We start from the raw sequence: 16,658 nt of genomic DNA, 5'->3' as shown, positions 1-16,658 counted from the left end.
ATTTCTTTTGCCAATCCTAATTCTTGTGACGCGGTACTTCAGGTGTATCTTCGGCATGAGGTTCTAACTTATTGCGTAATAAATGCAGTAAATGATGAAGTTCTTTGAATTGCTCAGGTGTAAGTAGATTTGTTAAGTCTTGATTATGTTTTTGTTCAATCGCATAGATTTTTTCCATTAATTCGCGCCCGGCAGGCAGAGGATAGACAAGAAAAGCTCTACGATCTTGAGGGTCCATTTCTTTACGAATTAGATTTTTGCGGTGCAATACATCCAATATACGAGCCGTAGTCGGTTGATCTTTGAACACATGCGAAGCTAGTTCTTTCTGATTCATACCTTCTTGTGCACAGACATAATACAATACACTCCATTGTTCAGGTGTAATATCATGTTCTTTTAAATGATAAGCCAAAGACTGACTGACTTTACGATAAGTGGTTCCTAACACAAACCCGATCGATTCTAATTCTTGCACGATATACCCACTCCTTAGCGCCTGCAACTAAAAGCGCGACTTTTTGTGATTGAATAAGAAAGTGATTTGTACGAAGTTAAATATCTTACTTTTCATTGGGTAAAGGCATCATTCAATATAGATGTTATAACAATTATATCTAAGACAATTAAAATTTGCAATAAAAAAGCAGGAATCCGAAGATCCCTGCTTATAAAGTATAATCACTTATACTTGGATGACTTATTTAGTTCCAGCTTCTTCTTTAACTTCTTCTTTAGCTTGAGGAACAGATTCCCAGTCTTTCAAGAAACGTTCGATACCACTGTCAGTCAATGGGTGTTTCCATAGAACTGGAACCAAAGTACCTGGAATAGTAGCGATGTGAGCACCAGCAAGAGCAGCTGCTTCTACATGACCTACATTACGGATACTTGCAGCGATAATTTCTGATTTCAAACCATAAGTGTCTAAGATTGAACGAAGATCGCGAATCAATTTCATACCATCAACAGCGATATCATCTAGACGACCTACGAATGGGCTGATGAATGTAGCGCCAGCTTTAGCTGCCATCAAACCTTGTGCTGCGGAGAAGATCAAAGTTACGTTTGTTTTGATACCTTCTTTAGAAAGTTGGTTACAAGCGTACAATCCTTCTTCAGTCATAGGCAATTTGATAACAACGTTTGGTGCCCATTTTGCGATTTCGTGAGCTTCTTTCAACATACCTTCAGCATCAAGGCTTACAACCTCTGCGCTTACTGGTCCGTCGATAATCGCACAAATTTCGTCGATTACATCTTTAAATACACGACCTTCTTTAGCGATCAATGAAGGGTTAGTTGTTACACCATCTACGATTCCCAAACGTGAAATACGTTTGATTTCTTCAAGGTTACCTGTGTCTAAGAAAAATTTCATTTCTCTTTTCCTCCTCGTAAAATTCTATAATTTGTAAAACGTTAGGCATCCAGCTGCAATTTGTAACATGTATCTACAACACGCCTAGAAATAAACACCTATCATTCTATTAACCAAAATGATCGATATGTACACTTTTAAGCGATTGTTTATTATCCAAGACAAATTGCTGAAAAACAATGTCTATGTATCATTTTTACCATATTTAAAGGATTCACACAACTCTACGTTTTGGTTTTGGAGGGAATTAGAGGTGAACCAAAGACAAACCCAAATCGATATGTTGATTTAAAAAATATGAATAGACCATATATAGTATAAAAATGACCTTATTATTGTCAAAATGAGACTTTCAAAAGAATAAAAAATATTTTTTGAAATGATAGATTCATTCTTAAATATACAATGATTATCAATAATGCTATTCACAAACAACTTCAAAATGACGAAATTAAATTATGAACAATTTGTAGTATGAGGAGTGAATCACTTGTCTAATGAGTCTTCAAATCAAATAAATAATAATGGCAATTATGAAATTTCAGGTCATGGATCCATCAGCATTGTAGATATGATGGTTATCTGTATGCAATATTTCGAAAAAATCGTAGGTAACGATATTATGTTAGGCGTATGTGATTTAAAAGAATTCAAATACTATCGTCCTGCTAAAGAATTGGATCTTGGCTTGCGTCCAGGTACACCTATTTCTCCAGACGATAATAACTTGCGTGCAGCATTGGTAGATGGAATAGCTTCTGTGAGTCGTGTACCTTCTTCTGCGTATGGATTTGAATTGGATGCCGCTTCGGTTCCAATTAAAGATGCAAATGGTAAAGTGATCGGTGCTTTGGCAACAGCGTATACATTGCAGCACAATGAGCTGTTAGGCAATTTCACAGTTGATTTGGAAACGATCAGTGCACAGTTAAGTGATATGGTTCAGACGATCGCTGCTCAATCACAGCAATTATCGGCAACCACAACAGATATTCAGTCCAACACCCGTCAAGCAGTTGAAAATTCTAAAGATGTGAATAAAGTCGCTGGTTTTATCCGTGAAATTTCAGAGCAGACCAACTTGTTAGGTCTGAATGCAGCGATTGAAGCAGCTCGTGTAGGAGAAGCAGGAGCAGGGTTTGGTGTCGTGGCGTCTGAAGTTCGTAAATTGTCTGTTGATACGAAGCAAGCGACACAAAATATCGAGAAATCATTATCCAGTGTGCAACAATCGATTCAATATATGGAACAAGAAATTTCAGCAATTGCTACGTCTTCTCATGAACAAGCACACTTAGTGAATGAATTTAGTGAAGTGGTAGATAGTTTAACTCAAATGAGTCATAAATTTAAAAAGTTTACTGATGAATTTTTGCAATCCCGTCTGTAAAATATAGATATGTTCACATAGCAGTTTCTTGAGTATCATCAAGAGACTGCTATTTTTTTGGTTATTCTTAAATATGGGTAATGATAAAAGAATCTAGTCAATGAAAGGAAGAAGCTAATTTATGAGTGCTATATTTCGCAACGATTGGGCAGATGTACTAGAAGATGAACTGCAAAAGCCTTATTATTTGGAACTTCGTCAATTTCTAGCGCAAGAATATCGGACAGCAACGATCTATCCAGATATGTATGATATTTTTAACGCACTGCATTACACTTCATTAGAATCAACTCGGGTCGTTATTTTGGGTCAAGATCCTTATCATGGTCCAGGACAAGCGCACGGGTTAAGCTTTTCAGTCAAGCCAGGCGTGTCGATTCCACCTTCGTTACATAATATTTATCAAGAGTTACATGATGATCTAGGATGTACGATTCCTAAGCATGGTTCATTGATCCATTGGGCAGAACAAGGAGTTTTATTGTTGAATGCTGTACTGACAGTCAGACGTGGACAAGCGGCTTCGCATCAGAATCAAGGATGGGAGACATTTACAGATCGTGTGATAGAAGCTGTAAATGAACGTGAGACACCTGCTGTATTTATTCTGTGGGGAAGCCATGCACAGCGTAAAGGAGCAGCCATCGACCGTAGTAAGCACCATGTGATTACCTCTACGCATCCCAGTCCTTTTTCAGCGCACAAAGGATTTATGGGCAGTAAGCCATTTAGCCATACGAATCAATTTTTGGAATCACAAGGGATGGAACCGATCGATTGGTGTATAAAGGATTGATTTGCAGAGCATGTAAGCGTTACAATCATAGAGGTTGATCTTTAGCAGAATGATGCTAATCTGTCCTACTATTTTACAGATGATTTGATCCAAAGGAGGATTTTGTCGAGTGGAATACCGTGTAGAGAAAGATACAATAGGCGAAATTAATGTACCTGCTGATAAATTATGGGGTGCACAAACACAGCGTAGTAAAGAAAACTTCAAAATTGGTCAAGAAAAAATGCCGAAGCAAGTGGTCTATGCATTTGCTTTGCTCAAAAAAAGCGCAGCACTGGTCAATCAACAATTAGGTAAATTATCCGCTGATAAAGCACAAGCGATCGCTCAAGCCGCAGATGAGATTCTAACAGGTCAATGGGATGAACACTTCCCATTAGTTGTCTGGCAGACAGGAAGCGGTACACAGTCCAATATGAACGTCAATGAAGTGATTGCACATCGTGGTAATCAGTGGCTTGAAGAACAAGGCAAAACAGATCGTCTACATCCGAATGATGATGTGAATATGTCGCAAAGTTCGAATGATACTTTTCCAACGGCATTACATGTAGCTGGTGTATTGGCTGTAGAAGATCATTTGATCCCTGCGATTGCTAAGCTTCAACAGACGTTTACACAGAAATCAGAAGAGTTCAAAGATTTGATCAAAATTGGACGTACTCATTTGCAAGATGCAACGCCACTTACACTGGGACAAGAGATCAGTGGATGGGAAGCGATGTTGGCGAAAAGTACACGCATGATTACACATAGTGTAGAAGAAATGAAAGAACTTGCTATCGGAGGCACAGCGGTCGGAACAGGAATTAATGCACATCCTGATTTTGGACGACTAACTTCTGAGAAAATTTCAGAATTAACAGGCAAATCATTTGTGACGGCTCCAAATAAATTCCATGCGTTAACAAGCCATGATGAAGTGGTCTATGTACACGGCGCTGTCAAAGCACTAGCGGCTGATCTGATGAAGATTGCTAATGATGTGCGCTGGTTAGCAAGTGGACCTCGTAGCGGTCTAGGCGAGCTTACAATCCCTGCTAATGAACCGGGTAGCTCGATTATGCCGGGTAAAGTCAATCCTACTCAATCCGAGGCGATGACGATGGTCGTTACGCAGGTGATGGGGAATGATGCAGCGATCGGTTTTGCGGCAAGTCAAGGTAACTTTGAATTGAATGTATTTAAGCCGGTAATTATTTATAATTTCCTCCAATCGGTTCAATTACTTGGTGATGCATTGATCTCATTCAATGATCATTGTGCTGTAGGCATCGAAGCGAATGTCGATCAGATTAAACATAACTTGGACAATTCATTAATGCTTGTAACTGCACTTAACCCGCACATTGGTTATGAAAATGCAGCGAAAATTGCCAAGCATGCACATCAAGAAGGGCTGTCTTTGAAAGAAGCTGTATTACAAAGTGGATTGTTGACGGAAGAAGAATTCGACAAATACGTTGATCCTTCTCAAATGATTCATCCCAAAGCGTAATTGCTAGAGTGAGCGAAAGCAGATCGTGAACTACAGCATTGTATAATAAAATGATTCGACGAAGCCTTTTTCAAGTGATTTCTGAATTCATCTTCAGGGTTACAAGAAAAAGGCTTTTTTCTGTTGAGCGATAGAGTGCAATAGATGCGTAAGCTTTAGTTCGTATCCCAATTATCAGCGTAATTGTGAATACATTCGATACCGTTTGAATTTTATAGACACAGATTCGCCATAAATACTTGCCAAGTGAAATTGAATAAGCTACAATATCGTTACAAAGTTAATTGATAATAATTATCATTATCAATCGAACACTAAAAATTGAGATTAAGGAGGGCCCGTGTGAATATATTATCGGATTGCCTCTCACAACTGACAGAACATCTTCGTGGTGATTCATCAGTGAAAGGGCTATTGATTACTGGTTCGGTCGCTTATGGATATTCTTCACCTCATTCAGATATGAATATTATGATTATTGTTTCAGATCAAGAATTTGAAGACCGTTTCCAATCCGGTTCATTGCATTATGATGGAGCCGAATGTAAGGTAGGACGTTCTTTGCAAAATATAGATGGCAAATACATTAGTATGGCGTATTTGGAGAAAGTAGCTCGCTGTGGTAGTGAACCTGCACGGTTTGCTTTTCTAGGTGCTATTGTCGTATTCTCAGATATTCCAGAACTGCGGGATGTATTAAACACGATCACAGAATATCCTATGTCTCTGAAGCAAAATAATATCCATCGGTTTTATGCTCAATTTGAAGCATGGTATGGAGAATGCAAACAAGCGTTGAAGCGTGATGATACGTATTTGCTACATCAAGCAGTGATGAATATGGCGCTATTCGGTGGCCGTATGGTGCTTGCACATAATGAAATGTTGTATCCCGGACATAAGTGGATGATGCGTGTACTAGACAGTGTGAGAGAGAAGCCTGAGCGGTTACGTGAACAGATTCAATCGTTGATGTCTGAACCGAAAGAAGCTGTGATTGAGCAATTTTACCGTCATATTACCGAGTTTCGTAATTGGGGAATTGGTGAGATGAAATGGGCAGACTATGTCATTCGAGATAGTGAGCTTCATTGGATGCAAGGTAGCTTGCCTGTCGCTGAACTTTAGAAGTTTTTTCCACTGAAACAATAAAAGAACAAAATAAAAGCGTCGTGTCTCTGGCTGAGAACGGCGCTTTTATTTTTGGATGAGCACAGGTATAAAACCGTGGCTATTTGGATGCATATTATTATCTGATGTGGATCATCACAATACTATATGAATAGTGTAGGTTGTAGTAGATATAAGCTGCGTCATCTAGTGCAAAACAGGGACAAAGTATTCTCTATATGAACATGCCAGCTTTTCAAGGGAAAGCGGACATGGGATCATTACTTAGAAGCAAGAATAGAAGTTTTACCTAATAAATGCTGGAAGCTGATCATACCGTTACCATACAGATTGTCTTGACCTGCTGCTCCCAAATCAATACTGCCTTGGTTTAGAGCCTGACGAATCTGTGCATTAGTGCTACCTGGATAAGCTTGTTTGAGAATAGCAGCCATACCTGTTACAAATGGAGCAGCAACCGATGTACCACTACGAAGCTCATATTTACCGTTACTAGATGTACTCACAATATCTACACCTGGTGCTGTAAGTTCGATATCAGAACCGCTAGAAGAGAAATCAGCACGTTGTAGATTGTCGTCTATAGCAGCTACAGCGATCACATGGCTAGATTTAGCTGGATATTGAACCGTATCTGTTGCTGCACTAGCTGTACCTTTATTACCAGCAGCTGCGATAAGCAAGATGCCATTTTGATCAGCAGAAGCAAGTACTTGTTCAACCGCTGGAGAATCTTCTGGAAAAGCGATCGACATGTTAACAATGTCCATATGGTTCTGAATAGCCCAGTCTACACCTTTAGCTAAATCTTCTGTTGAACCATTACCTTTGCTATCCAAAATTTTGACTGCGTAGATTTGAGCGTCTGGTGCTTCACCTACAAGACCTTTACCATTCGATTGAGCGCCAATCACGCCTGCTACAAATGTTCCGTGTCCATTATCATCTGCATAAGATTGAGTGTAGCCCACTTCGGATACACCACCAGCGATATTCAATTCAGAGTGAGCAGAAATTCCTGTATCTAAAATAGCGATTTTTACACCTTTACCTGTGTAACCACTATCAGAAGCCATTTGAGCATCAATAGTACCGTATCCCCATGAAGCTTGTTCATTTCCTTTTACATTTACCGTTTTGATATTTCCGCCAAAAGCTTGAGCAGCCGAAGTATAGGTTGTATTTTGTTCGATACTTGTAATGCCTGATTGTGTAGCAAGATCATTCTTTTGATCATTTGTAAGATTGACAGCAACCATGTTTAGATGGTTAAATGCGTGAAGATCATTAGTAGATTGATCAGCTACTTGTGCAATCTGTTCTTTACCTTGATCGTTAGAATAAGAAACGATATAACGTTGAGTAGTTGTATCTGTAGTATTCATAGTTGGTACATATAGTGACAACGTAAGTGGAATAGCGATAGTGGCAATAAGTGCCGTTAATTTTAGTTTGGAGTTTTTAAAGTTCATTAGTCTTAGGTCTCCCTGCTTATTATAGGTATTAAGTATTATATATTTAACCATATTATACACTGTGAAACATATTATTACAATAATCGACAAAAGAAATTTTGTTTTATTTTGTCTTAATATGTCGTATTATGTATTATTTATATCGGTACGATTTTGAGAAAGTTTATAGTTTTCAATTAAGTTGTGCAAAATATTTCAAAAAAATAAAAGACCCGGTCAATAAACCGGGTCTCTTACCTAATTATTTAGACGCTTATTTTATCATTTTATCTATTCATATCACTAGAAATCATTTCATCGACAGTGACATCAGCTACATCACGTACAGGTGCAGTAGGGAAGTAACCGATACTTGATGCATAACTCAACATAGCTGATATAAATTCATAATCAGGTTTGGGGCAGAATACTTCTTGTTGTTCTAACAACTTGGCAGTCTCAGGATTAGCGAGTCGGTAAGGAGAATCTTTAGCGCCATCACCATCTAATTGACCCATTGCTAACAAAAGAGCATCTGCTTGCTTCTCGATAGAAGAATCTAACAGCCATTCAGCATATTCTTTAGCAGGTAAAACATCAATCGAATATCCAAACGTTTGGATCATTGCAATCAAGTCATCGTAGTGAACTTGTTGTGGGTTACAGATATGGAACATTTGACCTGCTGTATCCGGTTGAAGCGCCAGATGAATAATTGAACGACCTGCATAATCTATCGGTGTAAAGTCCATCCATTGATTTGCAGCAGGGGCTTTACCTAATAACAGCATCGCTTTGATCATACGATACATTGCATTACTGTCTATATTACGTTGGAAGCGACCAGTTACCGATTGGCTAGATAAGTTACCTGCGCGATAGATATTGACAGGGATACCACGTTCTCCAGCTGCAAATATTAATTTTTCTGCTTCTAGCTTGCTGTTAGTGTACATATTTTCAGTTTGAAGATCGTCAGCAAGGATGCCGGTTTGTTTTACTTGATCCCATTTGCCTTCTAATGATAAATCTTCAGGAATGCCCATCGTAGAAATATGATGGAAGCGAATGCCTTGACGTGTACTAGCGATCGCTAGTAATTCTGCTGTTGAATAAATATTAGATTTGGCAAATTGTTCTGTATCCCCGAAATGTCGAACATCTGCTGCACTATGGATAATCGCATCAATATGCTCTGTAATCATTTCATAATCGCTATCGCTAAGACCTAGATGCTTACTTTCTAGATCGCCTTCTACAGCAGTTACACGTTTTTCAAAGTCACGTAATACTTCTTGTCCGAAATACAGTTCCATTGTGCCTTTGAGACGTTCTATACTAGCTGCACTACCTGTTTTACGTACAAGGGCATAGATGTGAGCATTACTTTGTTGCAAAAGCTCATACAGCAAGTGTGATCCTAGATATCCTGTAGCGCCTGTTAATAAAACATGAGTGGTGTTCAGCAATCCTGAATAACTGGTTTGAATACGAGCAGGGAACTCCACCAGATCAATAGTGTGTTCAATCGTTGGGCTTGTTGCTTCAATATTCATTTTATCGTCTAACTGAAGAGCATATTCGGCTAACTGGATAATCGTTTTGTAAGCGAACAGATCTGCTATTTTGAGATTAGGAAATTGTGGTTTTAACAATGTAAGAACATGGAGTACTTTCAGAGAATCTCCGCCAATTTCAAAAAAGTCATCGTGAATACCTATTTGTTGCTTATTTAAAACGCCTGACCATGCATCTGCTATCCATTGTTGTGTTTCGTTTTGTGGAGCGACATAATCGGTAGCTGTTTCTTGCATTTCGATATGATCATAAGCGATCAATTTTTTGCGTTCTGCTTTGCCTGTTGGAGAGATAGGAATCTCGTCTAACTGACATACAAATCTAGGCACAAAATAAGAAGGCAGTCGATCAGACAAAAATTGCTTAATCGCAGCTGGAGATAATGCTGTACCATCAATCGTTGTAAAGTAAGCGACTAGCATATTTTGACCGGTTTCATCTACTTTAGGAACCACAACAGCATCTTGCATATTCGGATATTTGTTCAGGCTATCTTCAATTTCACCGATTTCGATACGATGACCTCGAATTTTAATCTGAGAATCGCGTCTACCTACATATTCAATCGTACCATCTGCCAACAATTTAGCTAAGTCACCCGAACGATAGATTTTTTCACCATTACCAGATGGATCTGGCATAAAGGCTGCGGCTGTTTTTTCAGGTTGATCCAGATAACCGTGAGCAATACCTACAGTTGAAATATAAATTTCTCCAGGAACGCCTACAGGAGAGAGCATTTGAAATTCGTTCATGATATAGACTTTATAGTTATCAATAGGGCGTCCAATAGGAACATTTACAACATCTTCACTAAGTGTAGTATCTACTTTATGCATAGTTGCACAAACCGTACATTCAGTAGGGCCATAGGCATTGACCACTTCAATTGGTTTGCCTATTTTCTGTTGGAATGTCCGTACACGTTTGCCATACAATGCTTCTCCAGCAGCAGCAATCAATTTGAGACTGGCTAATCTGGCATAACCTTCGTCAGACAAATAAGCAGATAATTGATTAAAGAATACAGTAGGTAAAGCTGTTACAATTGTTGTTTGTGTACGCTCAATGGCAATTGCAAATTCTTCGATAGACACTCTTTCTTCAGCATCTAATAAGAATAAATGTGCACCATGGAAAAGGGCAGCAATTGTTTCCCAGACAGAGCCGTCAAAGCTATAAGTAGCAAACTGAGTCATCACATCTTGAGAAGTTACATTAAATTCTCTTTGCAAAATTTCGCCTAAGTTGACTACGCCACGATGAGCAACCAATGTACCTTTAGGCTTACCTGTAGAACCAGACGTATAAATAACATAAGCTAGATCATCAGGTAATACAGTAATATTCGGATTGACCAAAAATGCTGGATCAGATGTTAAGTTCAGATATTCAATATCAAGGATGCCTCGTAATGTGGTAATACCTTCAGTCAGTTGAAGAACTTTATTATTGTATTTGTGCTGAATCAATACAAAAGCAGATTGGGTATCTTGTACAATATAGTGATTGCGTTCATCAGGATGGGAAGGATCTACAGGTACATAGACACCGCCAGCTTTCATAATACCTAATAAGCTGATCACACTGTCCAGACTGCGATCAATATACATCGTTACAAATTCACCCTGTTGCAATCCTTGTCTTAACAACAAATGTGCAACTTGGTTAGCACGCTGATTCAACTCTTCATACGTATATTCTGTCCCTTGAAAAGAAATAGCAGTATGTTGAGGATATTTATTTACAGCAGCTTCAAAAGCGCCATGATACGTTTGTTGATCTTGATAAGGGAAAGCAGTGTTATTCATTTCTTGATAGATCGCGTGGTCTTGAGCATTTAATATATCAATAGAACCAATAGCAAGTGCTGTATTATCTAATAATCCTTCTAACAAACGGATATAATAATCCGCAAAGCGTTCAATCGTTGATGCTGTTAGTAAAGAATCGTTATATTCAATCGCAATAGAGAGTGAGGTGGCATGAGCTTCTAATGTCCAGTTCATGACTTGTCCAGGTTGTGCAGGAATCTGCTGTCCAAAATGAAAAACCGTTTCGCTTTTTACAGGAGATGTAGCTGGGCTTGCATCGAGTTGTGAAGCAACATAGTCGACTAAAGACTGAAAATAAGGATAATCTTCGATAGAAAGAGAAAAAGGGAAAAGTCCAGTTGTTGATCCAGATACTGCATGAATCTCGTGTTCCCCCGAGATTCGATAAAGCCATCCAAGGTAAGCAGAAAACAGAACAGCTTGACGCTCAATAGGATTGACTAATGTCCCGATGTATAAAGCAATTTTGGCACCTAGGTCAAAACGATAAACAGCAAACGTATCTTTCTGTTGTTGTCTTGCTTGATCTAGTGGAATTTGCAAAGCAGGTAATTGAATATATTCGTTAGGTGTAAAGGCATTTTCCGACAGTGACATAGAACATCTCTCCTTTGAAGTTGATCGCTGTAATGGTAGATATGAGAAAAGAGTAAGCGATATATGTGATCTAATGATGAAATAAAATATATAATTTTCTTAAAATAAAGATATTAGGATAGAAAGTGAATGCCGTCCACAAGTTCTGTGGAAGGCATTCTTCCCTAAATCAGATTAATCTATTTTGCGTACATGGAAATGAGAGATCAATTCTTGAAGTTGCTCAGCCATTGTTGAAAGTTGGTTAGCTGCATCTGTTGTCGAGATAATCGAAGATTTTTGACCTTCAACGTGCTGAGATACTTTAGCGCTATTTTCTGCTGCAACACTTGCTGTTGTTTTAAGGTTCTCTGTAGTTGCTGTCATTTCTTCTGTACCTGCTGAGATTTCTTGAGTAGCACTAGAAATATCTTGAATTTGCTCGGTTACTTGTTTAGTTACAGATTGAATTTCGGCAAACAGTTTGCCAGTTTGGTCAGCAATAGATAGACCATATTCCACTTCTTCTGTTCCTTTTTTCATTGCAGTTACTGCATTTTGGATCTCTGTTTGAATCTCAGTGATTAAAGTACTGATCTGGTTCGCAGATTGAGCAGACTGTTCTGCAAGGTTACGAACTTCTCCAGCAACCACTGCAAATCCACGTCCATGTTCACCTACACGTGCTGCTTCAATCGATGCATTCAAAGCAAGCAAGTTAGTCTGACCGGAGATTCCTGTAATAATACCTAGAATATTACCGATTTCTTGTGAACGACTTTCAAGCAATTCAACTGCTTTGGAAGTATCATGTACAGAACGAGAGATCAATGTCATTTGTTCTGTTACTTGGTTAACGACTTTATTACCTTCTACTGATTTTTGCTCCATTGAATACGCTTGGTCTGCTACGTTCGAAGAGTTGTTAGCAATCGTATGAATAACGGTTGAAATTTCTCCCATTGCTTTAGCTGTATCTTCTGTAGCTTCTTCTTGATATTTCATACCATTAGCGATGTCTTGAATATTGCTAATCAATGTTAATGAACGCTCACTATTGTCAGATGAAGTATCCATTAGCATTTTGGCAGATTCAGTAACTTGTTGAGAAGCAGATTGTACATTCACGATAACACTATTCATTTTTTCAACCATTTGGTTAAATTTGTGATTGATAATCCCTAGATCATCTTTACCTGTTTTGATATGAATATCTAGATTACCTTTACTTACATCTTCAATTCCACGAATCAATTCGCGAAGAGGAGCTAGTGTTCTACGAACTACAAAGAATTGAAGTAAGAAGATAACGATAAGGAAGAGTACCATGATCGTAATACCACGTACTAACAATTGATTCAGACCTTCTGGTACAGCACTTGCATCTGCATCTACTCCAAAGTAAGCAACAACTTTACCGTCACCATTTTGAATAGGATACAAAATAGTCGTCCATAGTCCAAGATCATCGGTGTAGAAACTTGTAAATGTAGGTTGTTTCGTTTTGAGCATTTCTTGAATTCCGTTTACGATTTCAGTAGGTTGTTCGTACAAATATCCGATATCGATATTTCCCTGTTTTAAAGCTTCCATAACTTTAGTTGGCACAGCGATCAATGATGTTTTATTACCGTCTGCCAATTCCGTCCCGAAAATGTAAGCTTGAGAAATGTTAGGATTATATTTGTTGATATTATCTAAGTAGCTACGGATTTCTGTTTGTTTAGCACCCTCATAACTTTTTTCAGCCACAAGTTTTTCAACATCAGCAAGAGTAATACCTTGTGCAAAAGTGTCGGTTACCGCTTGAACTTGACCATGAAGTTGATTGATTAAGATCGTTTTCTGGGTAAAATAACTGCTTACCAACAAGATGACTCCGATAAGTATGATACTAGCTGCTGAGATTAATAAATTTTTAGCGAAAAAAGATAGTCTACTGATTTTCTTCAATGCTCTCACTCCTATTTTTGGTTGGTGAATCTAAGGTTGCGTGACTCCCTATAAAGCTTATCGGTCAACGTAGTCAACAATCTAAGATTTTGTAGATGGATAAGGATTGTTGTGAGCCTGTTTGTTGACAACAATCAATAAGAAATAAAATAACAAATCAACTAATAGAGAACTAAGCGAATTAGGTATTTAGTATGACCCATAAATCGGCTTGTTTCGAATAATTTGTCGCTTTATTTCCATAAAGCTGTAAAAAATGGCACAGTAACACTCATTTCTATATGTCGGAATTTGTATTCCAATAATTTATAGTAGTTAGTAATTTTCTTTAACTTTATAAACATAGTTCTATAGAATTGAATCAAAAGACCTAAAAAATATTTAGAATTGTATAGTTTTTGTCATTTTTTGCAATAAGAAGGATAGAAATTAGAGAGGAATTGCTTTTGTAATTCTGAATACATTCAGATAAAATAGGATATAAGATGATTACGCATGATATTTTCCTAGCGGTTCATTAAGTACCCATTCAAGCATATTGGACATATCTTCAATACGAGCAAGTTGTTCATTGAGCGAGGTATAAGAAGCAGTTTCAGGCGTTAGACCCTCAAGGCGTGTCTGGATATTTCTTTTCTGCAATGTCAATTCGTTGAGTTTGGATTTGATCTGATTTTCGGTTCGCATAATAGTAAGCTCCTTTTAATTTGTGAATGTGTATAGTATGATGCTGAGAATATTCACCCGTATTCAGTATAGTGCAAATGTTACATGAAATCTATGGATGAGACTCATTCTGTTATTTCATATCCATAACATCGTATCCAATAAATTATTAGACTAAATAATGGAGTGAACAGGTCATGAATATCAAAAAGTTAGCGGCGGAGAAAGCAGTGGACTGGGTAGAAGAAGGGATGATGGTTGGTCTAGGCACAGGTTCTACAGCGGCTTATGCTATTGAAAAAATTGGTGAACGTGTGAAGCAAGGACTACATATACGTGCAGTAGCAACCTCTGTTCAATCAGAAAATCTAGCACGGGAGTGGTCTATACCCATCATTCCTTTTGCTGAAGTAGGAGAAATTGATCTTACAATTGATGGGGCAGATGAAGTCGATCCTAATCTTAACCTCATTAAAGGGGGCGGAGGCGCATTGCTACGTGAAAAAATCGTAGCCGCTCGAAGTCGTCAAGTGATGATCATTACAGGTGAAAATAAAGTAGTACAGAAACTGGGCGCTTTTCCTTTGCCTGTAGAAGTGGTTACTTTTGCTCATGAGTGGACGATTGAGAAATTAGCTAGCTTTGGATGCAAACCTGTATTGCGTCAAACGAAAGATGGCGATGTGTTCAAAACAGACAATGGCAACTATACAGTAGATTGTCATTTCAATGTGATTGAGGATGCAGCACGATTACATCATCAGTTGAATAATATTCCAGGTGTTGTAGATAATGGATTATTTATCAATATGGCTAGTGCAGTTGTTGTTGCTTATGAAAGTGGCGTTATCGAAGTATTACGTGCACCTGTTCGTCGTTCATAAATATAATAAAGCAAGCTAAAAACTAAAAGAAACTGTCTGATAGAGGAAGTGATCAGATAGTTGCTTTTAGTTTAACTGCTATCAGTACACTATATAATTTATAGTTGACAAAAGTGTATTTATATATTATCTTTAAATTAAGATTTATGAATTGATACTATTACAGTATCCAAATAAAAGGAGAGATTTCATCCATGTCTAAAGTTCTTTTTGTTAAAGCGAATAACCGTCCTGCTGATCAAGCAGTCAGCGTACAACTATACGAAGCATTCCTAAACAGCTACAAAACTTCTCATCCACAAGACGAAGTGGTAGAACTTGATTTATTTGCTGAAAATATTCCTTACTATGATGCATTTGTTCTAGGTGCTAACTTCAAAGCTTCTCAAGGTATGGAAGTATCTGCTGAAGAGCAAGCGGCTGTTGACCGTGTAAACAAATACTTAACTCAATTTTTGGGTGCTGATAAAGTGGTTATTGCATTCCCATTGTGGAACTTTGCTGTTCCTGCTGTATTGCATAGCTACTTCGACTACTTGTCTCAAGCTGGCAAAACGTTCAAATATACTGCTGAAGGTCCTGTAGGACTTGCTGGCGGTAAAAAAGTAATGTTGTTACACGCTAGTGGTGGCGTATATTCTGAAGGTCCTGGCGCTGATATCGAATTGGCTGTACGTTATGTACAAACATTGCTTGGCTTCTGGGGTATTACAGATGTTGAGAAATTCATCATCGAAGGTCACAATGCATTCCCGGATCGTTCACAACAAATCGTTGCTGATGGTCTTCAAAATGCAGCAACAGTTGCGCAAAGCTTCTAATTTAAACGTATTTTATTGAAATAAAATCATAAAGCGTCTGCGTATATTTTTCTGAATTTAAATGAAAAACATCGCAGGCGCTATATGTTTAGAATATAACGATTATGATAGTTAGGAGGTTTCATAGATGAAACACTCGTCGATTCAACCGAATCCAGATATGGAAAATGATGGAGAAAAAGAATCTCTTCATTTGTTAATTATATTGTCACGTGCTTATCAGGCTGTGATGAATCAGGTGAATGATGATATTCAAAGTTATGGTCTGAACCCGACTGAATTTGGTGTATTGGACTTTTTGTATCACAGCGAGAATCCACAGCCATTGCAGAAAATAGGGCAAAAAGTACTGATTTCTAGCGGGAATATCACGTATGTGGTCGACAAGTTAGAAAAGAAAAATATGTTATGCCGTCGTGCTTGTGATAATGACCGTCGTGTTATTTTTGCAGAGCTAACTGAAGAAGGCAATCAATTTTTTGAAAGCATTTTTACAGGTCACAAACAAGCTATTATCAAAGCTACGCAAGGATTAAATCATGATGAGAAATTAGATATTATTCCATTACTCAAAAAGCTAGGATATGCTGCCGCAAACAAAGAAGTCTAATCAGTGATTATACCACTGATTAGGCTTTTTTTATTTGAAATTGATAAAACCTATCGTTTTGGTATGAATAATCGTTGACCTCTGT

At 38.0% G+C, this 16,658-nt stretch carries 13 protein-coding genes; 7 read left to right on the top strand and 6 right to left on the bottom strand.

What is annotated here, in order from left to right:
* Window positions 1-16: 16 nt before the first annotated feature.
* Together RCP16_RS10585 and fsa are read right to left on the bottom strand one after the other, a co-directional pair.
* Entirely contained in the window at window positions 17-478 is a 462-nt protein-coding gene (locus RCP16_RS10585; RefSeq protein WP_083243340.1) for a MarR family winged helix-turn-helix transcriptional regulator, read from the bottom strand.
* Window positions 479-700: 222 nt separating this feature from the next.
* Complete coding sequence (gene fsa / locus RCP16_RS10580) at window positions 701-1,381, bottom strand: fructose-6-phosphate aldolase (protein WP_069326331.1); 681 nt, start codon at window positions 1,379-1,381, stop codon at window positions 701-703.
* Window positions 1,382-1,967: 586 nt separating this feature from the next.
* Here fsa and RCP16_RS10575 point away from each other — a divergent pair.
* From RCP16_RS10575 to RCP16_RS10560, 4 genes are all read left to right on the top strand, one after another.
* Entirely contained in the window at window positions 1,968-2,771 is an 804-nt protein-coding gene (locus RCP16_RS10575; protein ID WP_308642364.1) for a methyl-accepting chemotaxis protein, read from the top strand.
* 121 nt (window positions 2,772-2,892) lie between these two features.
* Window positions 2,893-3,567 carry a uracil-DNA glycosylase gene (locus tag RCP16_RS10570; RefSeq protein WP_308642363.1) on the top strand — a complete coding sequence of 225 codons (675 nt, stop codon included), beginning with the start codon at window positions 2,893-2,895 and terminating at the stop codon, window positions 3,565-3,567.
* A gap of 109 nt (window positions 3,568-3,676) precedes the next feature.
* Window positions 3,677-5,065: a class II fumarate hydratase gene (fumC, locus tag RCP16_RS10565; protein ID WP_069326333.1), complete on the top strand. Its 1,389-nt coding sequence runs from the start codon at window positions 3,677-3,679 to the stop codon at window positions 5,063-5,065.
* A gap of 342 nt (window positions 5,066-5,407) precedes the next feature.
* Window positions 5,408-6,193 carry a hypothetical protein gene (locus RCP16_RS10560; protein ID WP_069326334.1) on the top strand — a complete coding sequence of 262 codons (786 nt, stop codon included), beginning with the start codon at window positions 5,408-5,410 and terminating at the stop codon, window positions 6,191-6,193.
* 263 nt (window positions 6,194-6,456) lie between these two features.
* Here RCP16_RS10560 and RCP16_RS10555 read toward each other — a convergent pair whose 3' ends face one another.
* The 4 genes from RCP16_RS10555 to RCP16_RS10540 form a co-directional block, all read right to left on the bottom strand.
* The gene (locus tag RCP16_RS10555) at window positions 6,457-7,668 is read right to left on the bottom strand and encodes a S8 family peptidase (RefSeq protein ID WP_308642362.1); all 1,212 of its coding nucleotides are present in this window, start codon (window positions 7,666-7,668) and stop codon (window positions 6,457-6,459) included.
* 269 nt (window positions 7,669-7,937) lie between these two features.
* The gene (locus RCP16_RS10550; protein WP_308642361.1) at window positions 7,938-11,660 is read right to left on the bottom strand and encodes a non-ribosomal peptide synthetase family protein; all 3,723 of its coding nucleotides are present in this window, start codon (window positions 11,658-11,660) and stop codon (window positions 7,938-7,940) included.
* 174 nt (window positions 11,661-11,834) lie between these two features.
* On the bottom strand, window positions 11,835-13,592 hold the full coding sequence (locus RCP16_RS10545) for a methyl-accepting chemotaxis protein (protein ID WP_069326337.1): 1,758 nt from the start codon (window positions 13,590-13,592) through the stop codon (window positions 11,835-11,837).
* Between the two features lie 489 nt (window positions 13,593-14,081).
* Window positions 14,082-14,279, bottom strand: a complete 198-nt coding sequence (locus tag RCP16_RS10540) for a hypothetical protein (protein ID WP_069326338.1) — start codon at window positions 14,277-14,279, stop codon at window positions 14,082-14,084.
* A gap of 176 nt (window positions 14,280-14,455) precedes the next feature.
* Here RCP16_RS10540 and rpiA point away from each other — a divergent pair, with 176 nt between their 5' ends.
* The 3 genes from rpiA (at window position 14,456) to RCP16_RS10525 (ending at window position 16,573) form a co-directional block, all read left to right on the top strand.
* On the top strand, window positions 14,456-15,142 hold the full coding sequence (gene rpiA / locus RCP16_RS10535; protein WP_308642360.1) for a ribose-5-phosphate isomerase RpiA: 687 nt from the start codon (window positions 14,456-14,458) through the stop codon (window positions 15,140-15,142).
* 194 nt (window positions 15,143-15,336) lie between these two features.
* Window positions 15,337-15,963 carry an FMN-dependent NADH-azoreductase gene (locus RCP16_RS10530; protein ID WP_069326340.1) on the top strand — a complete coding sequence of 209 codons (627 nt, stop codon included), beginning with the start codon at window positions 15,337-15,339 and terminating at the stop codon, window positions 15,961-15,963.
* 127 nt (window positions 15,964-16,090) lie between these two features.
* A complete protein-coding gene (locus RCP16_RS10525; protein ID WP_308642359.1) occupies window positions 16,091-16,573 on the top strand; it encodes a MarR family winged helix-turn-helix transcriptional regulator in 483 nt (160 codons plus the stop codon).
* Window positions 16,574-16,658 lie beyond the last annotated feature (85 nt).

Source organism: Paenibacillus nuruki, assembly GCF_963311185.1.
In the GTDB taxonomy this organism is placed as follows: domain Bacteria; phylum Bacillota; class Bacilli; order Paenibacillales; family Paenibacillaceae; genus Saccharibacillus; species Saccharibacillus nuruki.
Note: the sequence above shows the minus strand (reverse complement) of the source record. Positions and strands in the feature narration are given on the sequence as shown.